This window comes from Carnobacterium maltaromaticum DSM 20342, from assembly GCF_000744945.1.
Classification (GTDB): domain Bacteria; phylum Bacillota; class Bacilli; order Lactobacillales; family Carnobacteriaceae; genus Carnobacterium; species Carnobacterium maltaromaticum.
Genome location: NZ_JQMX01000001.1, coordinates 3,222,937 through 3,244,592, shown reverse-complemented (window position 1 = coordinate 3,244,592; position 21,656 = coordinate 3,222,937). Strand labels below are relative to the sequence as shown.

General features: G+C 34.0%; 16 protein-coding genes. 3 read left to right on the top strand and 13 right to left on the bottom strand.

Annotated features, from left to right (window positions below):
• Nucleotides 1-9: 9 nt before the first annotated feature.
• The 8 genes from ftsX to BR77_RS15065 all read right to left on the bottom strand — a co-directional run bounded on the left by ftsX (nucleotide 10) and on the right by BR77_RS15065 (nucleotide 9,704).
• Nucleotides 10-897 (bottom strand): permease-like cell division protein FtsX, encoded by an 888-nt coding sequence (gene ftsX / locus BR77_RS15100; RefSeq protein WP_010051565.1) that lies wholly within the window; start codon nucleotides 895-897, stop codon nucleotides 10-12.
• Nucleotides 887-1,573, bottom strand: coding sequence for a cell division ATP-binding protein FtsE (gene ftsE, locus BR77_RS15095; RefSeq protein WP_010051563.1), 687 nt, complete (start codon nucleotides 1,571-1,573; stop codon nucleotides 887-889). Before ftsE ends, ftsX begins: the two co-directional genes overlap by 11 nt.
• A gap of 359 nt (nucleotides 1,574-1,932) precedes the next feature.
• Nucleotides 1,933-3,043 (bottom strand): peptide chain release factor 2 gene (gene prfB / locus BR77_RS15090; protein ID WP_119906694.1). Its coding sequence is split into 2 segments (ribosomal slippage): nucleotides 1,933-2,970 and nucleotides 2,972-3,043, totalling 1,110 coding nucleotides; the frame shifts between segments, so codons are not numbered across the junction.
• Nucleotides 3,044-3,135: 92 nt separating this feature from the next.
• Nucleotides 3,136-5,655, bottom strand: coding sequence for a preprotein translocase subunit SecA (secA, locus tag BR77_RS15085; RefSeq protein WP_035065561.1), 2,520 nt, complete (start codon nucleotides 5,653-5,655; stop codon nucleotides 3,136-3,138).
• A gap of 381 nt (nucleotides 5,656-6,036) precedes the next feature.
• Nucleotides 6,037-6,576, bottom strand: a complete 540-nt coding sequence (hpf, locus tag BR77_RS15080) for a ribosome hibernation-promoting factor, HPF/YfiA family (RefSeq protein ID WP_010051557.1) — start codon at nucleotides 6,574-6,576, stop codon at nucleotides 6,037-6,039.
• Nucleotides 6,577-6,718: 142 nt separating this feature from the next.
• A complete protein-coding gene (locus tag BR77_RS15075) occupies nucleotides 6,719-7,192 on the bottom strand; it encodes a ComF family protein (protein WP_236700868.1) in 474 nt (157 codons plus the stop codon).
• A 221-nt stretch (nucleotides 7,193-7,413) separates the two neighbouring features.
• Nucleotides 7,414-8,751, bottom strand: a complete 1,338-nt coding sequence (locus tag BR77_RS15070) for an ATP-dependent helicase ComFA (RefSeq protein ID WP_016356580.1) — start codon at nucleotides 8,749-8,751, stop codon at nucleotides 7,414-7,416.
• An 86-nt stretch (nucleotides 8,752-8,837) separates the two neighbouring features.
• Nucleotides 8,838-9,704 (bottom strand): DegV family protein, encoded by an 867-nt coding sequence (locus BR77_RS15065; RefSeq protein WP_015077206.1) that lies wholly within the window; start codon nucleotides 9,702-9,704, stop codon nucleotides 8,838-8,840.
• Nucleotides 9,705-10,014: 310 nt separating this feature from the next.
• On the opposite strand from BR77_RS15065, the gene BR77_RS15060 reads away from it, so the two are divergent.
• Nucleotides 10,015-10,665, top strand: a complete 651-nt coding sequence (locus BR77_RS15060) for a YigZ family protein (protein WP_016356581.1) — start codon at nucleotides 10,015-10,017, stop codon at nucleotides 10,663-10,665.
• 100 nt (nucleotides 10,666-10,765) lie between these two features.
• Entirely contained in the window at nucleotides 10,766-11,884 is a 1,119-nt protein-coding gene (locus BR77_RS15055; protein ID WP_015077209.1) for an LCP family protein, read from the top strand.
• Nucleotides 11,885-11,930: 46 nt separating this feature from the next.
• Here BR77_RS15055 and BR77_RS15050 read toward each other — a convergent pair whose 3' ends face one another.
• On the bottom strand, nucleotides 11,931-13,013 hold the full coding sequence (locus tag BR77_RS15050; protein WP_016356582.1) for a glycosyltransferase family 4 protein: 1,083 nt from the start codon (nucleotides 13,011-13,013) through the stop codon (nucleotides 11,931-11,933).
• 147 nt (nucleotides 13,014-13,160) lie between these two features.
• On the opposite strand from BR77_RS15050, the gene BR77_RS15045 reads away from it, so the two are divergent.
• The gene (locus BR77_RS15045; protein ID WP_051926755.1) at nucleotides 13,161-14,534 is read left to right on the top strand and encodes an LCP family glycopolymer transferase; all 1,374 of its coding nucleotides are present in this window, start codon (nucleotides 13,161-13,163) and stop codon (nucleotides 14,532-14,534) included.
• A gap of 52 nt (nucleotides 14,535-14,586) precedes the next feature.
• Here BR77_RS15045 and BR77_RS15040 read toward each other — a convergent pair whose 3' ends face one another.
• The 4 genes from BR77_RS15040 to BR77_RS15025 all read right to left on the bottom strand — a co-directional run bounded on the left by BR77_RS15040 (nucleotide 14,587) and on the right by BR77_RS15025 (nucleotide 21,637).
• A complete protein-coding gene (locus BR77_RS15040) occupies nucleotides 14,587-15,300 on the bottom strand; it encodes a GntR family transcriptional regulator (RefSeq protein WP_035065557.1) in 714 nt (237 codons plus the stop codon).
• Between the two features lie 11 nt (nucleotides 15,301-15,311).
• Nucleotides 15,312-16,016 (bottom strand): glucosamine-6-phosphate deaminase, encoded by a 705-nt coding sequence (locus tag BR77_RS15035; protein WP_010051543.1) that lies wholly within the window; start codon nucleotides 16,014-16,016, stop codon nucleotides 15,312-15,314.
• A gap of 72 nt (nucleotides 16,017-16,088) precedes the next feature.
• Complete coding sequence (nagA, locus tag BR77_RS15030) at nucleotides 16,089-17,222, bottom strand: N-acetylglucosamine-6-phosphate deacetylase (RefSeq protein WP_010051540.1); 1,134 nt, start codon at nucleotides 17,220-17,222, stop codon at nucleotides 16,089-16,091.
• Nucleotides 17,223-17,359: 137 nt separating this feature from the next.
• On the bottom strand, nucleotides 17,360-21,637 hold the full coding sequence (locus BR77_RS15025) for a 2-hydroxyacyl-CoA dehydratase (protein ID WP_035065553.1): 4,278 nt from the start codon (nucleotides 21,635-21,637) through the stop codon (nucleotides 17,360-17,362).
• Between the last annotated feature and the right edge of the window lie 19 nt (nucleotides 21,638-21,656).

Genomic DNA, 21,656 nt, shown 5'->3' with positions numbered 1-21,656 from the left:
TTTTTATTTTTAAACTTTCAAGAAACGACGCATTGAAATTAATGAACCGAATGCACCGATGATAATTCCAATCCCTAGTAAAAGTCCACCAATCTGGATTAAGAATGGATTTGGCGTTAACAAAGCAAAGTATGTTCCTTGCAACGCTCCTGTACTAAAGTTATAAATCGCTACATAAATGAAGCTTAGGATCGTTATTGGCAAAACAGCACCAAAGAATCCAATCCATGCACCTTCTAATAAGAAAGGCCATCTAATAAAGCCGTTTGTTGCCCCTACTAGTTTCATAATTTCAATTTCTGTACTACGTGACAAAATTGTAATACGAATTGTATTAGAAATTAAGAAAATAGCTGTTAATAACAAGGCCACAATAATAACTGATCCGACATTTCGTATCGTTGAAACAAATTTAAATAGTTTTTTAGCATCTGAACCACCGTAATTTACTTTTGCAACATACGTTAATTTTTCAGCTGCCTTTGCAACTTTTTCTGTATCCTGTGGTGACTCAGTACTCACTACATAAACATCATATAATGGGTTATCATCGCCGCCGAATAAAGTAAATTCAGATCCATAACTTCCAACTACTTTTTCTAATTCGCTCTCACGACTTGAATAGTCGATTGAATCAACATTTGATAATTTTTGTAATTCTTCTTTTAATTGAGTTTTCTGATCTTTCGTCGCAGCTAAATCAATGTAGACACGCACACTGACATCATTTTCAACATCAGTAGCTAATTTATTAATATTCAGTAGGATAGAGATAAAACTCCCTACTAATAGTAAAGTTACTGTTACAGCACTAATCGCCGCAACAGACATCCAACCATTTCGTTTTAAGCTTTTTAAACTCTCTACTAAATGTCTTTTAAACGTTCTAAGCTTCATAACCGTAATCTCCTTCCAATTGATCTCGGACAATTCGTCCATTTTCAACCGCAAGAACACGGTGTTTTACAACATTTACAATTTGACTATTATGAGTCGCCATGACAACTGTTGTACCTTGATTGTTGATTTCTTCCAAAATATTCATAATTTCCCATGAAGTATCTGGATCTAAGTTCCCTGTTGGCTCATCAGCTATTAGAACTCTTGGCATATTTGCAATGGCTCTCGCGATTGCAATACGTTGTTGTTCTCCACCTGATAACTCATTTGGAAACATTCGAACTTTATGTTTTAATCCAACTAAATCTAAAACTTCTAAAACTCGTTTTTTAATTGTTTTAGGATTTTTTTCAACTACTTCCATTGCATAAGCAATATTTTCATACACTGTTAAACGTGGTAATAATTTAAAGTCTTGGAAAACAACTCCAACATGACGTCTTAAAAAAGGAACATCTCGATCTTTCATTGTAACTAAATCAAAATCTCCTACTTTGATACTGCCCTTTGTTGCATTTTCTTCACGGTACATCATTTTTATAAAGGTTGATTTACCCGCACCACTTGGTCCAACCACATAGACAAATTCACCTTGCTCGATTCGAACTGTTAAGCCGTTCGCGGCTGTAATGCCATTGGGATATTTCTTATAGACATTCAGCATTTCTATCATATAATCACCTTACTTTTCTAGTTTTGCTATCCTTATCAGGTGTTTCATCCTAATCTTCGGGAACTATTTTCCCTAATGCCTTCTCATTATAGCATTATACAAGCTCATGTCTGTACTAATTTCTTTACAAGTTTATTTCAAAATAAGCAAAGTCTGTAACGAAATGTCTTATTTAAAATATTTCAGACTTAATAACAATAAAATTAGGCTTAAGCTAGTTAAACAAATGTTTTTCACACTATCCCTCCCACTTAACGCCATTAAATAGCTTTTTTTTGGGAAAAGACAATTAACCTTGTAATATTCTTTTGTTTTTTTAAGGAAATACTGGAGTATGTTTGAATCAATTTTAATACTTTTTAGCTTTTTGTAACAATTTTACTTTTCAGATACGCATCAATAAAGGGATCTAAATCACCATCCATGACGCCTTGGACATTTCCAGTTTCATAGTTAGTGCGATGATCTTTAATCATTGAATAAGGATGAAAAACATAAGAACGGATTTGTGATCCCCATCCAATCTCCTTTTGTTCTCCACGAATTTCAGCCATTTGTTTCTCTTTTTCTTCTAATTCAAGTTGGTATAATTTAGCTTTTAGCATTCCCATTGCTTGATCTTTATTTTTCATTTGTGACCGTTGAGCTTGGCTTGCAACAACAACTCCTGTTGGAAGATGCGTAATTCGAACTGCTGAATCGGTTTTATTAATATGTTGCCCACCTGCTCCGCTAGCTCGGTAAGTATCAATTCGCAAATCATCTGTATTGATTTGAATATCCACATTATCTTCCATTTCTGGTATTACATCAATAGAAACAAATGAAGTATGGCGACGTCCAGCAGAATCAAATGGAGAAATACGAACAAGACGATGAACCCCTTTTTCAGCCTTCAAATATCCATAAGCATTATGACCTTTAATTAACAAAGTGACACTCTTAATTCCTGCTTCGTCCCCATCCTGGTAATCCAAATACTCAACCTTAAAGCCTTTTTTCTCTGCCCATCTTGTATACATTCGTAATAACATACTACCCCAATCTTGCGACTCTGTTCCGCCAGCTCCAGGATGTAACTCAATAATGGCATTGTTTTTATCATAAGGTTCACTTAATAACATATCTAATTCAAATTGATCTAATACAGCTAAAAAAGTAGTTAGATTTTCTTCTAACTCTTTTTCTAATTCCGCATCTTCTTCTTCTTTAACCATCTCTAAAAGCAGGTCTAACTCTTCTTTCGTCTCTGCTAACTGTTGAAATTGATTGTATTTTTCTTTAATAATATTGGCTTCATTAATCACACTTTGTGCTTTAATTCCGTCATCCCAAAATCCAGGTTCGCCCATCAACTCATCAAATTCAGCAATATCTCGTTCCATTGATTCTAAGTCAAAGAGACCTCCTGAAACCAGCAATTCTTTCCTCTGCTGTTGCTAAATTATTTCTGATTTCACTTAATTCCATAAAAACACGTCCTTATTCTATAGTCTATTTATTATTATGGTAACAAAGAACACGATTTGGCATCAACCAAATCGTGTTCAGTAGAGAACTATCTATTTATCCTTGCCATGACAATTTTTATATTTTTTGCCACTGCCACATGGACATGGATCATTTCTACCAATCTTATCATCGTTCTTAACTGGTTTATGTTTTGCAGCTTCTACTACGTCCCCATCACCTGTTGAACGGGCTGGTGAACCTTGAGCCACTTGTTCTCTTTGTAGATTTTGTCTAATTTCTGATTTCATCAATAGACGTGTTACATCATATTCGATTGCTGCAATCATTTCTTCAAATAATTTGAATCCTTCAGCTTGGTATTCAACCAGTGGATTTGTTTGCGCATATGCTCGTAAACCAATTCCTTGACGTAGTTGATCCATTGTATCGATATGATCTGTCCACTTACTATCAACAACACGTAGAATAACAACTTTTTCAAATTCAAGCATTTGTTCGTTAAATTGTTGTTCTTTAGTTGTATAGATGTCTTCAACACGTTTCATTAATAAAGCTTCAATTTCTTCTGGTGTTTTGTTCTCTAAATCTTGAACAGTCAAGCTATCTTCATGGACAATTGCAGATGTTGCAAAATCATGAATACCTTGTAAGTTCCACTCTTCTTTATTTCCTTGTGTGTTAACACTTACCATACGATTCACTGTACGTTGAATCATAGCCATTGTAATTTTTTTCAATGATTCAGTTGCCATAATAACTTCCAAACGTTGTCCGTACATAATTTCACGTTGTTCACGCATAACATCATCATATTCTAAAACGTTTTTACGAGTATCATAGTTGTTTCCTTCAACACGTTTTTGTGCAGATTCAACTTGACGTGAAATCATTTTACTTTGGATAACCGCATCTTCTTCTTGAACTCTTAAACGTTCTAAAATTGCTTGGATTCTTTCAGAACCAAATCGTTTCATCAATTCATCTTCTAATGATAGATAGAATTGAGTCACCCCAGGATCTCCTTGACGACCAGCACGACCACGTAATTGATTATCAATACGTCGTGACTCATGACGCTCAGTGCCAATAACACATAAACCACCAGCTTCAATAACGCCAGCACCTAACTTGATATCTGTACCACGTCCAGCCATATTCGTTGCGATGGTAACTGCTCCTTTTTGACCTGCGCTCATGATAATTTCAGCTTCTTTAAAGTGATTTTTAGCATTTAAAACTTCATGATGGATTTTAGCTTTAGTTAATAGATCTGATAATAATTCAGATGTTTCAACAGCTACAGTACCAACTAAAATTGGCTGTCCATTAGCATGACGTGTTTTAATGTCCTCAACCACTGCATTAAATTTACTTTCTAATGTTGGATACAATAAATCAGGACGATCATCACGAATAATCGGCTTATTCGTTGGGATTTCAACTACTTGTATATTGTAAATTTCGCGGAATTCTTCTTGTTCTGTTTTAGCAGTACCAGTCATTCCAGATAATTTTTTATACATTCTAAAGAAGTTTTGGAACGTTACATTGGCCATTGTTTTTGATTCATTTTCAATTTCAACGCCTTCTTTAGCTTCGATCGCTTGGTGTAAACCATCTGAATAACGACGACCATCCATAATACGACCTGTAAATTGATCAACAATCAGTACTTCACCTTCTTGAACAACATAATCAATATCACGTAACATAATGTAGTTCGCACGTAATGCTTGATCAATGTGGTGAATCAAGGCTGTATTATCAATATCATATAAGTTTTCAACTTTAAAGGTTTTCTCAGCTTTAACCATACCTTCTTCAGTTAATGCAATTGTTTTTGATTGAACATCAATAGTATAATCTGCTTCAGCTGTCAAACTTTTCACAAAAAAGTCAGCACGTGTATACAACGCTGTTGATTTTTCAGCTTGTCCTGAAATAATTAGCGGCGTTCTCGCTTCATCAATTAAGATTGAATCGACTTCATCCACAATCGCATAGTTTAATGGACGTTGAACCATTTGTTCACGGTAAACAACCATGTTGTCTCTTAGGTAATCAAAACCTAATTCATTATTTGTACTGTAGGTAATATCAGCATTGTACGCTTCACGTTTTTCTTCTGAACTTTTAGAATTTAAATTCAACCCAACAGTTAATCCTAAGAAAGTATATAACTCTCCCATTTCTGTTGCATCACGACTTGCTAAATATTCATTTACTGTAACAACATGAACCCCTTCGCCTGCTAATGCATTTAAGTAAACCGCCATTGTCGCAGTCAAGGTTTTCCCTTCACCTGTTTTCATTTCAGGGATATTCCCTTTATGCAAAGTCATTCCACCCATTAATTGGACACGGTAAGGGTACAATCCCAAAACACGTTTAGCAGCTTCACGAACAACTGCAAATGCCTCTGGTAAAAGATCATCTAATGTTTCACCCGCTTGGTAACGTTTCTTAAATTCAGGTGTTTTTGCTTGTAACTCTTCGTCAGATAAAGCCGCCATTCGATCGCCATAAGCATCAATCTTATCAGCAACTTTTTCTAGGCTTTTAATTTCTTTTTTATCGTTTTCAATTAACTGCTTTAAAAAATTAGCCATCACTATTTCTCCTCTTTTTCATATATTCTTTTAATTTAATCTTGTCTATGTTTTTAAAATCTGTAGTAGCTGTCAGATAATAAATTAACCTTTGCTAAGCAGACTACTGCCATCCTTACAATTTTATCATTACTTCCCTACAATTGAAACCCTTTTTTCATCAAAACGGCTCTAGCAAATTGATTAAAGCGATTTCTAAAACAATTCTGTTCAAAAAGTTGTCATTTTTTTTAATGGAGATTAAATTAAAAAGCTAATGCTCCCTTCATTTATAAAAACGACATTAATTTATTATACCTTTTTTTTTTATTTTTTTCTATTTTTAACCAAAATAAAGAAGTTACTTGTTAAGTTTAACAAGTAACTTCTGCTTTTTAATCTTTAGTTTGTTTCAATTAATCCGTATTTTCCATCTGTACGACGGTAAACAATACTGATACCATTAGTCTCTGCATCTTCAAAAATGAAGAAATTGTGACCTAACATATCCATTTGTAAAACAGCTTCTTCACTGTCCATAGGTTTTAATGAAACACGTTTTGTTCTCACAATATCAAGTTCACCAGTGGCTACATCTAGCTCAGCAGCATTAGGTACAACAAAGTCGAAACCTTTTTCACGAGATTTGCGGTTAATTTTTGTTTTATATTTACGCATTTGTCTTTCTAATTTGTCTACAACTAAATCCACACTTGCATACAGATCAGGTGAGGTTTCTTCGGCACGTAGAACCAAATAAGGTAGTGGAACAGTTACCTCCACTTTAGCAGTTTTATCAGAGTAGACTTTTAAGTTTACGTGAGCCGTTGCATCAGGCACATCGCTAAAATATCTTTCTAATTTGCCTACTTTTTTCTCAACATACTCACGGATTGCTGCTGTTACCTCAATATTTTCGCCACGAACATTATATTTAAACATAAACGCTCTCCCCTTTCAACTGACACTGTCAGAATGGTGACACATCATGAGGACCACTCAAATGATGTTGTCCTTAACTCAATTATAAGCGATAGCGCTTTAATTGACAAATGAAATCCGTCATTATTCTCTGACTATTTTTTCACCTTGCTAAAGAAACGCTTCGTACCAAGCTTGCGCCTGAATCTTCTATTAATTTTTTTGCATATAAAATCGTTCTACCAGTTGTGTAGACATCATCTACAAGTAAAATTGATTTTCCTTCAAGCTTTCCTTGCCACTCTTTCTTGATGCTAAAAGGCTGTTTTAATAGTAAACGTTCTTGTCTATTTTTGCTAGATTGTTTCATTTCTTGACTTTCATTCAATAAAATTGACTGATAAGTTACTTTTGCAAAATCTAATAATGCCTCAACTTGATTAAAACCTCTATTAGCATAACTGTGTTGGCTACTTGGAATTGGAGCAACGAGAAAACCTTGTTGTTTTTTAAAATATATAAATTTTTTCAGTTCTTCTGAAAAAACACAGCCTAATTGGTAATTCCCTTTAAATTTAAACCCCTCAATCCATTCTTTCATCCAATCATTGTATTCAAATAAACTTTGATGATTCAAAGTAGCGGTTGGCTCTATTTTCTTCCAATTGATACAATCATTACAATATCCCTTTTCAAAGCTAATACGTCCACATCCTTGACAAACGATCTGATTGGTTAATGGATTAAATTTATCCCGACAGTCTTTACATATGCTTTCTTGTTGTAACTTAATAAAAAAAAGTATTTTTCTAAGAGTAATCAGTTCATTTAAGCCCTCTTAGCACATTAAACATTTTTTCATGAAAGAATAAATCCTTTTTGCCTAGCGAGCTGATTCATTTTCTTTATTTGCTTAATTGCTCGTTTCATATCTCGAGTTAAACTATGATATAAAAAAACTACCTGACCAGTTGGGTAATCACGGTGTCGCCCTGCTCTGCCAGAAATTTGTACTAATGCAGCTTCTGTAAAGGTTCGATCTTCTGCCCCTAAAACTAAAACATCAATATCTGTAAATGTCACTCCTCTTTCGAGAATCGTCGTACACAATAAAAAATCCAATTCCCCTTTTCGCATAGCTAGCACTTTTTCTTGACGTTCAGGATCTCCTGAATGAACACTCGCAATAGTTTTAGTAAAAAACTCGGCTTGAACTATTTTTTCTAACTCTTGCATCTTCTTTATATTTGGTGAAAACAATAAAAATCGTCGCTTTTGATTGACAAAGTGGTGTAAAATATTCAACAATCTCTTATTAGCCTTCTTTCCCTCCATTTTTTCACCTAAAAAAATACATTTAGGTTCTGGTAATGGATGACCGTGATATCTTGCTGGTAAAATAGACGCAATTAACTCTTTATTTTGAAGCTCTTTTTGCATTTTTTTTGAAGGTGTTGCAGATAAATAAATTAAACAACTTCTTTTTTTTCTGGCTTTTTCTGCTGCAAAAGCTAATGTTTTATCTGCAGTAAACGGAAAAGCGTCAATTTCATCAATAATTAACACATCAAAAGCTTCTTTGAATCGCATTAACTGATGTGTAGTCGCAATAATTAATTGCTTATAAGTATCTCGTTCTTGACTAGTTCCGTGGAGTAAAGCAATTGGAACATTTGGAAAAGCACTCTGAACTCGTGGAGCTAACTCTAGACAAACATCAACTCTTGGTGAAGCAATGCAGACCCGCTCGCCATTCTTTAAAGCTTGTTCAATTCCTGCAAAAATCATTTCTGTCTTACCAGCTCCTGTCACTGCCCAAATCAACCTCGTTTCCTTCTTTATTACAGATTCGGTAATTTCTTTTGAAGCTTTTTCTTGTTGTTTCGATAGAATCCCTTGCCAAGTCATAATTGGTGAGCTTAACGAATCAAACTGATTCAACTCAACTAAGGAATATAACAAACTACATCTCCTTATTTTTCCCATTTGTAAACAATTCAAACAATAAAAACATTTATTTTGACAATAACATGGGGCTTCTATTCGGAGTTTATTTGATTTGCACCCACAGCGCTGACAAGATATTTGACTACCCTTAATTAAAAAACCAGGTCTAACTTCTATCTGCTGATTCATTTCATTCGTATTACTATTAAATTCATTTGCTAGTAATTCTCGTCCCATTAATTGTTTCATAGTGTTCCTCCCTGCCCAATAAATATATGCAAAAAAACCGATAGATTTTTCTATCGGTAAGTCAAAATACATTTAATTTTTTTGTTCTAGGCAGTCGGGTGGGATTTAGCCCTGTCTTCAACCCAGGCCATACCTAATGAACCTTCACCTAGATGTGTTCCAATAACTGGACCAAAATAACTAAGTTCAAACCGAACTTCAGGCATTTTCTTTTCCATCTGTTTTTTCCATTTCAGTGCTTCTTCTTCCGCATTTGCATGAATAATAGTGGCTACAATCGGATAATTTTTATGCGTGTCCTCTTCTAGCATGCCTTCGATTCTTTTTAATGCTTTTTTAGAAGAGCGAATTTTTTCAAAAACAACAATCTCTTTATCTGAAAAATGTAAAATAGGTTTAATTTTCAGCATGGATCCTAAAATAGCTGCTCCATTTGATAAACGGCCTCCTCTAACTAAATGATTTAAATCATCTACCATAAAGTAAGCTCGTAAAGTTGTTTGCATTTCATCAAATGTCCCTAAAATTTCCTCAGGTGTAGCACCATGTTTAGCCATTCCAGCTGCTTCTAAAGCAAAATACCCTTGCGCCATACAGCTAATGCCAGAATCGTATGGATAGACCTTAATTGATTCAACCATTGATGCAGCAACAGAAACATTTTGATAGGTTCCACTAATTTTACTAGATAGATGAATACTAATCACAGCATCATACTCTTTACTAAGACGTTCTAGTAAACTCACAATCTCACCTGTTGTTGGTTGGGAACTCGTTGGTAAACTTTCCATTCCTCTAACTTTTTCATAAAACTCAGCGCTTGTAATATCAACTTCTTCACGAAATACATCTTCTCCGATAATTACAGACAGAGGTAACATGAAAATATTATTCTTTTGGTATTGGTCATGTGTTAAATACGCTGTACTATCTGTTACAACTGCTATTTTCAATTTTTCACCCCATTGCTCTTCACACTTATATTTAAGCTTTTATTTCTAATTTAAAATCCATTCAAGTGATTCAACAAATAATTATAGCATATTTTCATTGTATCGTCTTGACAATTTAATAAGTTCTAGTACTATTTAACAAAAAATAATAACAAGTTAACTTTTAACTCTTTGAAAAAATTAACATTTTAAATTGGCAAAATGTACTAGATTAAATGCGCTAGTTTTCTTATTTTATCCATTTCTCTAACAATTTACTTTTATTTATCATATAATAGAAAGTAATCAACCGCTAGAAAGGGTGAATAATATGCTCCTACTAAAACAATATTATACAATTAAGAGTTCTGGCAGCCATGAAATCGAAATAAAAAAATCTCGTTTTATTTGCCATTTAAAAGAAGTTGATACAGAAGCGGATGCTCAGCAGTTTATTCAAAAAATAAAAAAAGAACATTGGAAAGCCAATCACAATTGTGCCGCTTATTTAATTGGTGATAAAGATCAAGTCCAACGTGCATTAGATGATGGCGAACCTGTTGGGACAGCAGGAATACCTATGCTAGAAGTCTTGAAGAAACGCCAATTAAAAAATGTTGTCGCTGTAGTAACACGTTATTTTGGTGGAACAAAACTTGGAGCTGGTGGTTTGATTCGCGCTTATGGAAAAAGTGTTAGCAGTGCATTGGATGCTATCGGTATTGTTGAACGCAGCTTACAACAAGAAATAAATGTTAGGATTTCCTATACAGCAGTTGGTAAACTCGAGAATTTTTTTAGCCATTCACCCTATTCAATCAAAGAAACACTCTATACAGAAAATGTTATCTTCGTTTGTTTTGTCCTTGAAGATCAAGTGGATACTTTTAAAGAAGAAATTACTAATCTTCTAAACGGCCAGGTCTCATTTGAAAATGGTCAAAAAAATTATCAGGAAACAGTGGTCCTTACTGAATCTTAAGAAATCGTTACATTTTATAATTAAACTATCAGTTCCCGATTTTATATGATAAAATATTTAAGAATATTCAGCCTATTTTTATTTAATGAGGAGAATGACTGTGAAAAAAAATAAAAGACCGACTACATCGCATAAAGTAACTAACAAGAAGAACCGCAACAAAATAATTTTAATGATTTTAATTCCCATTATGATTATTATTTTGGCTGGTGTTACTTATGGAGCAAAACTCTATGCTGAAGCAAAGAAGACTGTTGACGATTCTTATTATGAGTTGGATCGAGACAAAGCAAGCACTTCAAAAGGTAATGAAATTAAAGTCAATCCAATTGAAGACACAATTTCTGTATTAGTCATGGGAATTGATGATGATTCAGCAAGACAACTTGGTAGTGCTCGAACTGATGCACTAATCTATCTGACCATTAACCCTAAAGAACATAAAATTAATATGGTTAGTATTCCGCGCGATAGCTATACAACAATTGTTTCAAAAAAATATAATGGAAAAGACAAAATCAATTCTGCCTATACTTATGGTGAAGAACAAGCTACCATTGAAACTGTTGAAAATTTACTAAATGTTCCCATTAATTATTATGTAACCTTTAACTTTGATTCCTTTTTAGAAATTGTCAACGCACTTGATGGAATTGAAGTAGATGTTCCTGTAAGTTTTACTGATACAAATACACTAGGTACTGGTGAGGTTCACTTAGAAAAAGGAAAACAACTTCTAAATGGTGAAGAAGCTTTAGCTCTTGCTAGAACTCGCCATATTGACAACGATATTAAACGTGGTGAGCGTCAACAACTTATTTTACAAGCCATCGTTGATAAAGCTATGAATGTTGGATCTATTAACAAGTATTCAGATGTGATTAAAGCAGCTGGTAAAAATATGCGTACGAACTTAAAATTTAACGAAATGTTGTCAATTGCCCAAACTGGATTAGATGGTCGATATACATTTAACTCTTATGTTTTTGATTGGACTGATTTTGAATTAGAAGATGCTAGCATGGTTGAACTTTATCAAGATAGCGTTGATTTTATTAGCCATCGCTTTAGAGTTTCATTAGGTTTAGACGAGCCTAACGAACAAGATGCTGCAGATTATCAATTTGTAACAAATGGCTATAGTCAATACAAGTCAACTAATTCTTGGTCAAACTCAAATGATAACACTGAAAATTCTGGTTCCAATAACAATTGGTAAAAAAATATCGAAGTACTCAGTTTTTATTCTGAGTACTTCGATATTTTTATTTTTCTTCTTGATTGTTCTTTTTTGCAAATTTCTTAAAGCGAGATAGGAGCGGTTGATGATTTTCTCCAACCAGTCCAATTAGCTCTACAAATAATTCTAATCCAAAAAGTAGACCTACTGTTAAAAAGACCGAACCCCATAATGTTGAAACCTTGTAAAGTAATGCTGTAAAAGAAAAAATCACAGCTAAACTATAAATAGCTAAAACAGTTTGACGATGAGTTAGACCTAGAGCCATTAAACGATGATGCAAATGCATTTTATCTGCACTTGAAATGGGTTTATTATTTAATTTTCTCCGTAACATTGCATAAATCGTATCTGTAATTGGAACACCTAAAATGACAACTGGAATAATCACAGATATAAAGGTCACATTTTTTAACCCCTGCAAAGACATCACAGAAATCATAAAACCTAAAAACAGGGCGCCAGTATCTCCTAAAAAGATTTTGGCTGGAAAAAAATTATACGGTAAAAATCCAATTAAAGCAGCAACTAATGCAAATATCATAATTGGAATATTCACACTTGCAACAGTCAAAAAGAAATAACCGATAATTCCCATTGTTGTTAAAGCAATTATTGACACACCTGTTGCCAAACCATCAAGTCCATCAATTAAATTCACAGCATTTGTAATAGCTAAAATCCAAATTAGAGTAACTGGAAAACTTAACCAACCTAATTTGAAGGTTCCGAAAAACGGAATGGTAAACATATCCATTTTTATATCTGCCATAAAATAGATAATTAAAGCTGCAATAATAATTCCAAGAAGCTTCATTTTCGGGCTAAGTTCTTTAATATCATCTATCAACCCTGTAATAATAATTACTGTAGCTCCTAAAAACAACGGAAAAGCTTGCTCGAATGGAATTGGAAGCATAAAAAATATAGCTATGAAAAAAGCTAAATAAACAGCTAAACCACCGATAGTTGGCATTTCTTTTTTATTCACTCTGCGAGCATCAGGTTTATCCGTTGCACCAATTTTAAAAGCTAATTTTCTTACCAATGGAGTCAAAATCAAGGATAAAATCATAGTGCCGACTAACATCACCACAATATGAAACATATTATACATAAAGAAACCTACTTTCATCAAACACTTTTCTATTTCTTACCTATTATACATTATACAAATTAAAAATACAGAATACAATTGCATTTTCCTTAAAAATCATCTACACTTAGAGAATAATTAAAATTTAGGAGAAAATTAATGAGATCAGATAAACATAGCTCTAACAAAAAAAACACAGAAAAAGAAATAAGTCCGGATATTAAAAGCCGATCTAGTCGTATCAATAATAAAAAACGCCTGACTAAAAAAAATAAAACGATTCTCTTAACAATTTTATTTACTTTAATAATTGCTTTAATTTCTTACGCAACTTATTTTGCTTTAGCAGCAAACAGGGCTGTTGAAAATATTCAAGGAGAAGATCTAAGTTCGACTAATGCTAATCCTAGATCAAAACCAGTTGCTTTAAAAAATAAAGAACCCTTTTCAGTTTTACTTTTAGGTGTAGATGAACGACCTGAAGATGCTGGACGAAGCGATTCAATTTTGGTAGCAACTGTAAATCCGATTGAAGATAGTGTTAAATTAGTCTCAATTCCTCGTGATACATTGGTAACGATTCCTGGTTATGGCAAAGATAAGGTCAATGCGGCTTTTGCATATGGTGGAATTAATCTTGCTGTTGAAACTGTCGAGAACTATCTAAACATTCCCATTAATTTTTACACAAAAATTAATATGGAAGGTATGGTTGATTTAGTTGACGCTGTTGGTCGAATTAATGTTGATAATAAATATGCTTTTGAGCTAGATGGTGTAGAATTAGATGTTGGTAATTTTGATTTAAATGGCAATCAAGCTTTACAATACGCTAGGATGCGTAAACAAGACCCTGCTGGAGATTTTGGTCGACAAGAACGTCAAAAAGAAGTCATTAGCAAAATTGTAAAAAATGCATTAAGCATTAATAGCTTAACCAATTTTAATAAAATTTTTAATGCCGTTGGAAAAAATGTAGAAACAAACTTTACTGGTAGTGAACTTTGGGAACTCGCTAAAAATTATGCGAGTACTGCAAATAATATTACAAACCTAACATTAGAGGGACCTGACGGATTTCTCTATTATATTCCTTCCTATGGACAAGATGTCTATGTTTGGCAACCTAGTTCTGAATCTCTGCAAGAGGTGTCAAACCAACTTCGAAAACATCTTGGTTTAACAGCTGAGTCGATTCCTACAACGGATGTAAGTACCGATAAAAAGACAATAGATTCAACAACGGAAAACAATTCTGTTGATACGTATTCTTATACAGAAGAACCATATGTCCCTCCAGTACAAGAAACACCAAGATGGATTCCAGAAGAACAGCAACCAGCTGCTCCTCCTGTTGAGAATCCACCAATTACTGAAACACCTACTCCTGAGGTTCCTTCTACGCCAGAACCTGAAATACCTGAAACCCCTGATCCACCAGTGGATGAGAATTCTTCATCTGGCAGTGCAGGTACAGGCGGGATACAACCACCTGGTAGCACAAATGAAGGGAATGCCCCTTCTAATCCTTGATTATAATAAAAGCAGATGTAGTAAGAGCTTTGGCTCTTACTACATCTGCTTTTTAATTGTTTTTTTCTAAATAAAATTCGAAGCGACTACCAACATACTGAGTTCTTACATACTCAAAAGGTTGTCCATCACTAAAATAACTAATTTGTTTTAAGCGTAATACTGCTTCATTACGTTTAATCGCTAGATAATCAGATATCCGTTCTGAGGCTAACATAGCTGAGATTGTCTGTTCCGCCTGCCCAATTTTAAACCCTTTTTCTTGCTCTAAGGTTTTGTATAGAGAACGAGTCACTTCAACCTTGCTTAAACTTTCAACTAAATGGTAAGGAATTGTGGCTACTTCAAAACAAATTGGGATTCCATCTGCATATCTGATTCGTTCCATTCTCAAAACTAAAGCTTCTTCATCTAATTGTAATTTTTCAGATTCGCTCGTGCTAGCAGGCTTAACATGATAAGAAATTGTTTTACTTGTCGGTTTACGTCCCTGGGACAACATAATATCTGTAAAGCTTTCAATCCCACTCATTTTTTCTTGCACTTTTTTGCGAGCTACAAACGTTCCGGACCCAATTTTACGTTCTAAAATCCCTTCATCTACTAATGTTTGAACAGCTTGACGTAGTGTCATTCTACTAACATTAAATTGAGTAGCTAATTCACGTTCAGACGGAATTTTGGCTCCGATTTCCCACTTCCCAGCTTCAATCTCTTTTCTTATCTGGTTGTGAATTTGAATATAAACAGGTGTATTTGCTCCCATTTTTTCCACTCCTATTTTTGAATCAATTTAGCAGCTTCTTCATCAACAATCAAAACTACATTGTCATGTTTTTGTAAAATGCTTGAAGGAACGTCTTCTGTAATTTCACCATCAACTGTTGCTTTAATAGCTTCTGCCTTACTTTCGCCATAAGCCATCAAAATGATTTCTTTTGCTTCCATAATTGATTTAATTCCCATAGAATAAGCAAAACGTGGTACATCTTCGGCTTTATCAAAGAAACGTTTATTCGCTTCTATTGTTTCTTCTGTTAAAGCTACTTTATGCGTTGTCACATCAAAAGGCGTACCAGGTTCGTTAAAACCGATATGTGCATTCCCACCGATTCCTAAAATTTGGATATCAACTGGATGTTCTGCAATTATTTTATCATAACGTGCACATTCTACATCTGCATCTGCTAAACCATTTGGAACAAAGGTTTCTTTGAATGGTTTTTTATTAAATAATTTTTCATTCATAAAATAACGATAGCTTTGTGAATCATCGCCACTTAAGCCTACATATTCATCTAAATTAATTGATGTCATATCAGAAAAATCTAATTCACTTGAAACCATTTCTTGATATAAAGTCACTGGTGTACTTCCTGTAGCTAAGCCTAATACTTTAGCCCCTTTTTCCATCCCAGATTTAATTAATTCGAAAGCTTTTTTTCCGCCTTCTTCTTGATTCTTAACAACAATAATTTTCATGATAAAATTCCCCTTACTATAGTTAGTATATTCTTACACTCTTTATTTTAGCTTATTGATTAAGTTACCTTTTTATTTAATTAATTTACCTAAACTAATTGTATTTTCTAATTGTAATTCTTGATCAAATATAACCATATCTGCGTCTTTTCCGACTTCAATGGCACCTTTTTTAGTTAATCCAAACTCACGAGCTTGATTGACTGATGTCATTTTGACTACATCTGCAATTGAACAACCTGTAAAGGCCATCATATTGCGGAAAGCATCTTGATATTCAAGAACGCTACCAGCTAAATTGCCGGTTTCTAAACGTGCTTGTTTGTCTTTGACAATAACTTTTTGTCCACCTAGTTCACTTTCACCTTCAGGCATTCCTTTAGCGCGCATTGAATCTGTAATTAATTCAATTCGTTCTGGACCTTTCAACATAAAGGCTAATTTCACCATATCTGGATGGATATGATAGCCGTCAACAATCATCTCAGTATAGATATTTTCTTCTAAAAAGGCATGTCCGGTAACCCCTGGTTCACGATGATGTAAGCCTCTTTGTGCATTATATAAATGCGTAATATGAGAAGCTTTTGAATCCATTAATTGAGCTCTAGTTGCATTACTGTGGCCAATGGATGGCACAATGTTATGTTCAACACAGTATTCTTCAAAAGCTGAAGCATCACTATTTTCAGGTGCATAGGTAACTAAACGAATTCGATTTCCACTTAGTTTATTCCATTCGTCAAATACTTCAACATCCGGTACTTCAATGTATTCCTCAGGTTGAGCCCCCTTAAATACTTTTGAAACAAATGGACCTTCTAAATGGATACCTTGAATAACTGGATTACGCTCAGCAGCTTCTTTAATTGCTACCATCGCTTTTGCAATATTTTCATGAGATTGTGTCATAGTTGTCGCAAAATAAGAGGTAATCCCTTCTTTTTGCATGTCTTTAACCATTGCATCAATTTCATCTGCATTTCCATCCATTGCATCCCAGCCGTAGCCACCGTGGCTATGAATATCAATAAAACCTGGAACAATAATTTTACCATGAGCATCAATGATTTCTTCATGTGGCGCATCAATGAAATCCTTCATTTCTCCAACCGCAAGAACTTCCTTGTCAAATCGTACAAATCCGTCTTCAATCTTTTCTTCTCCTGTGTAAATTGTTGCGTGTTTTAATACTTTTGTACTCATTTTCTTCACCTCGTATTTGGTATAGTCCAATTATAACTGGTATAGACCACACAAGTCAATTCCTTTCTCTTAAAATAGAAAAAAGAAGTTTGTTGTTTACAAACAACAAACTTCTTCTCTTTTAATAAATCATTCGTTTATCTTAATTTTATCCGTTTCTTTCTGGATTCTGGATCTTGCGCCAGATTTTTATTTGCGGTTGAAAGCATTAATCGAATCCGATTTAATTGATTGACCACAGAAACACCAGGATCATAGTCAATTGCAGTGATATTCGCATTATTATATTGACGACGCAATTCTTTGATTGCACCTTTTCCTACAACATGGTTAGGTAAACAGCCAAAAGGTTGCATACACACAATATTATTGAGGCCTGCCTTTAATAACTCAATCATTTCACCAGTCAAAAACCATCCTTCTCCAGTCTGATTTCCAATTGAAAGAACTTTTTCTGCTCCTTCTGCTATGTCGTAAATGGAGTCAATTCCGTTAAATCGATCAGAAGCACGTAATAGTTTATCCATCGGTTTCTCACATAATTCAATTAGCTTAATCGCAACTTCTGAAACTAGCTTTGTTTTATATGGAACTCCCATATTTTCATACTTCCAAATTTGGTTATACAAACTGTAATTCATAAATCCAATAATATCCGGTACTACAACTTCTGCTCCTTCAGCTTCTAACAAGCGAACTAAATCATTATTTGCTGTCGGTGAATATTTAACTAATATTTCTCCAACAACCCCTACACGTGGTTTGATTTCATTTGTTAACGGTATTGTATCGAAATCTTTAATAATCCCTTTTATAGTTCGATTAAATTCCGTCATGGATCCATTTTTAACATTTCGTTTTACGGCAGATAACCATTTCTGGTGTAAATCATCAACGCTACCAGATTTCATTTCGTAAGGTCTAGTTCGGTAAACAACCCTTTCAAATAAATCTCCGTAAAGTGCAGCAACTAAAATTCGCTTTAACATTTTTAAATTATAAGTAAATCCTGGATTGCTTTCCACACCTTGATTTCCCATTGAAATAGAGACAACAGGTATTTTAGAAAATCCTGCATCTTTCAATGCTTTTCTTAGTAATGGAATGTAGTTTGTCGCACGACATCCACCACCCGTTTGCGTCATCATAACACTTACATTATCTAAATCGTAGTTGCCACTTTGCAAAGCCTTAATTAATTGTCCAATAGTAATAATCGCAGGATAGCAAGCATCATTATGAACAAATTTTAAACCTTCATCGATAGCTTTTTTATCTAATTCTGGTAACACAGCAACATTGTAACCTGATGCTTGTAATGCTATATCAAATAATCCATTCTGATGAATAGGACTCATCATTGGCATTAGTAAAGTATGCTTCTTTTTCATTTCTTTTGTAAAAATGATTCTTTCTTCACTAGAAATAGAACTTGTATCAATTGTTTTAAATTGCATTTTACTACGTTCTTTAACAGCTGCTTTAAGCGAGCGAATACGAATACGAATTGCTCCTAAGTTAGACCCTTCATCAATTTTCAAAACAGTATATATTTTACCAGCTTGTTCAAGTATTTCGGCAACTTGATCTGTTGTAACAGCATCTAATCCACAACCAAAAGAATTTAACTGAATCATTTCAAGTTGAGGAGATTTTTTCACAACGTTAGCTGCCGCATATAGTCTAGCATGATACACCCATTGATTTACGACCCGTAAATTCGCAACATCACCTAAATGGGAAATACTATCTTCTGTCAAAATATGAAATCCTTCTTGAGTAATAACATCTGCAACACCATGATTAATTTCAGGATCTATTTGATAGGGACGCCCTGCTAAAACAATCCCTTTTTCATTTTTTAGATTCAACATCAAAAGTGTTTCTTCGCCTTTATTACGGATATCTAATTTGAATTTTTCTAATTCTTGATAACCTAATTCAAGAGCTTCTGTCACTTCAGCTAGTGTTATGTCAGTTGATTCAAATGTTTTAAATAATACTTTTATCATTGATTCTTTATTAGCCAAGTTTAAATAAGGGTTATAATAATTTACTTTTCCTTCTCTAATTTCATCAACATTATTGCGGATTACATCTGGATAAGACTGTACAATGGGACAATTAAAATTATTTTCCGCTTGACTAAATTCCTTTTGTTCAAAAACAACTGCTGGATAAAAAATAGCTGATATATCTTTTTTAATTAAAGCCTCAATATGTCCGTGAGCCAATTTAGCTGGATAGCAAACGGTATCACTAGGAATAGTTTCCATTCCCTGCTCATACAATTTTTTATTTGAGCGTGGCGACAACTCCACACGAAAGCCTAGTTTAGTAAAAAAAGTATGCCATAAAGGATAGTTTTCATACATATTTAAAACACGAGGAATGCCTATCACACCACGCGTTGCTTCTTTTTTCCGCAATGATTTATAGCTAAATAAGCGTTTGTATTTATAATCAATTAAATTCACTTTCTTATCAGATTTATTCAGCTTAACTCTAGCCCCACGCTCACAGCGATTCCCTGTTGTAAATTGACGACCATCAGAAAAAAAAGTCACCGTCATCAAACAATTATTTTCGCATAATCCACAATGAGTAAATTCTTTTTTAGAATTAAATAGGTCTAATTCTTTCACGCCTAAAATTGTCGAGTTATTTCCTTCCTCATATGCTTCTAAGGCTAAAATAGCACAACCATAGGCTCCCATTAAACCAGCTATATTCGGACGAATAACTTCGCAACCACTGATAAGTTCAAACGAACGTAATACAGCTTCATTATAGAAAGTCCCACCTTGACAAACAATTCGTTTGCCTAAGTCTTCTGGACGCTTGATTTTAATTACTTTATATAAAGCATTTTTAATGACCGAATAGGATAATCCAGCTGAAATATCCCCCACAGTTGCCCCTTCTTTTTGAACTTGCTTAACTTTAGAATTCATAAAAACCGTACAGCGAGAACCTAAATCTACTGGTTGCTTAGCATGAACGGCTGCTTCAGCAAACTCAGCAACTGGAACATTTAATGATTTAGCAAAAGTCTCAATAAAAGAACCACATCCAGATGAACAAGCTTCATTTAGTTGAATTGAAGAAAGAACACCTTGCTTAATTGTCATAGCTTTCATATCTTGTCCACCAATATCTAAAATAAAGTCAACATCTGATTGAAAACGATTGGCAGCTTTGTAGTGAGCAACTGTCTCTACTTCACCAATGTCTATTTTCAACGCATGTTTAATTAGATGCTCACCATATCCGGTAATTGCTGTTTTACCAATAAAAACATCATCCGGCATTTGTTTATAGAGTGTTTTTAATATCTCTATTGTTTTTTCTAAAGGCTGTCCTTCATTATTACCATAAAATTTAAATAAAAGATCCCCAGCTAAATTTATTAAAGTAATTTTAGTTGTAGTGTAACCTGCATCAATACCTAAAAAAGCTACTCCCTTATGATCTGATAATTTTTTCTCATTAATATTAGCTTGGCTATGACGTGTTCTAAATTGCTCCAATTCAGCTTCATTTTTAAATAATGGAGGTAGGCTATCTGTTGGTTTTAAATTTTCAGGTTTAGCTGATTCAATTTTTTCAATTAGACAATTTAATGTTGTTAATTTTTTATCTTCCGAAAAATATGCAGCACCTCTGGCTACAAATAACTGTGGATCATCAGGAAAGATAACGTCTTCTTCTTTTAAATTTAAAGTTTCTATAAATCGATTTCTTAATTCGCTCATAAAAAATAATGGACCACCTAAAAAAGCCACTTTTCCACGAATTTTCCGGCCAGAAGCTAGCCCAGCAATCGTTTGATTGACAACTGCTTGGAAAATACTCGCAGAAATATCTTCTACTCTAGCTCCTTCATTAATTAACGGCTGAATATCTGTCTTAGCAAAAACACCACAGCGAGACGCAATTGGGTATATTGTTTGATAATTTTTAGCTAGTTCATTTACTCCTGCTGCATCAGTTTTTAGCAGGCTTGCCATTTGGTCAATAAAAGCACCTGTTCCCCCCGCACAACTTCCATTCATCCGTTGTTCCAAAGCACCATCAAAAAAAGTAATTTTTGCATCTTCTCCACCTAATTCAATGACGACATCTGTTTCTGGAATCAATTCTTCAACAGTTCTAGTGCAAGCAATTACTTCTTGAACAAATTCAATTTCAAGTAATTCGGCCAGTCCCATTCCACCTGAACCAGTAATCATTAGCCTTAATTGGCAATCCCCTAAGACTTGATAAGCATCTTTTAAAATACGGCAACTTGCTTCTTTAATCGCCGAGTAATGTCGCTCATATTTGGAAAATAAAACAGTATTTAGTTCATCGATAATTACCAATTTCACTGTAGTTGAACCAACATCAATTCCTCCACGAATTTCTTTTTTCATTATTTTCCCCTCCAAAATT

Coding starts and splice junctions, on each gene's coding strand:
- ftsX (WP_010051565.1), bottom strand. CDS start 897: ATGAAGCTTAGAACGTTTAAAAGACATTTAGTAGAGAGTTTAAAAAGC.
- ftsE (WP_010051563.1), bottom strand. CDS start 1,573: ATGATAGAAATGCTGAATGTCTATAAGAAATATCCCAATGGCATTACA.
- secA (WP_035065561.1), bottom strand. CDS start 5,655: ATGGCTAATTTTTTAAAGCAGTTAATTGAAAACGATAAAAAAGAAATT.
- hpf (WP_010051557.1), bottom strand. CDS start 6,576: ATGTTTAAATATAATGTTCGTGGCGAAAATATTGAGGTAACAGCAGCA.
- BR77_RS15070 (WP_016356580.1), bottom strand. CDS start 8,751: ATGAAACAATTAATGGGACGAGAATTACTAGCAAATGAATTTAATAGT.
- BR77_RS15060 (WP_016356581.1), top strand. CDS start 10,015: ATGCTCCTACTAAAACAATATTATACAATTAAGAGTTCTGGCAGCCAT.
- BR77_RS15050 (WP_016356582.1), bottom strand. CDS start 13,013: ATGTTTCATATTGTGGTGATGTTAGTCGGCACTATGATTTTATCCTTG.
- BR77_RS15045 (WP_051926755.1), top strand. CDS start 13,161: ATGAGATCAGATAAACATAGCTCTAACAAAAAAAACACAGAAAAAGAA.
- BR77_RS15040 (WP_035065557.1), bottom strand. CDS start 15,300: ATGGGAGCAAATACACCTGTTTATATTCAAATTCACAACCAGATAAGA.
- BR77_RS15035 (WP_010051543.1), bottom strand. CDS start 16,016: ATGAAAATTATTGTTGTTAAGAATCAAGAAGAAGGCGGAAAAAAAGCT.
- nagA (WP_010051540.1), bottom strand. CDS start 17,222: ATGAGTACAAAAGTATTAAAACACGCAACAATTTACACAGGAGAAGAA.
- BR77_RS15025 (WP_035065553.1), bottom strand. CDS start 21,637: ATGAAAAAAGAAATTCGTGGAGGAATTGATGTTGGTTCAACTACAGTG.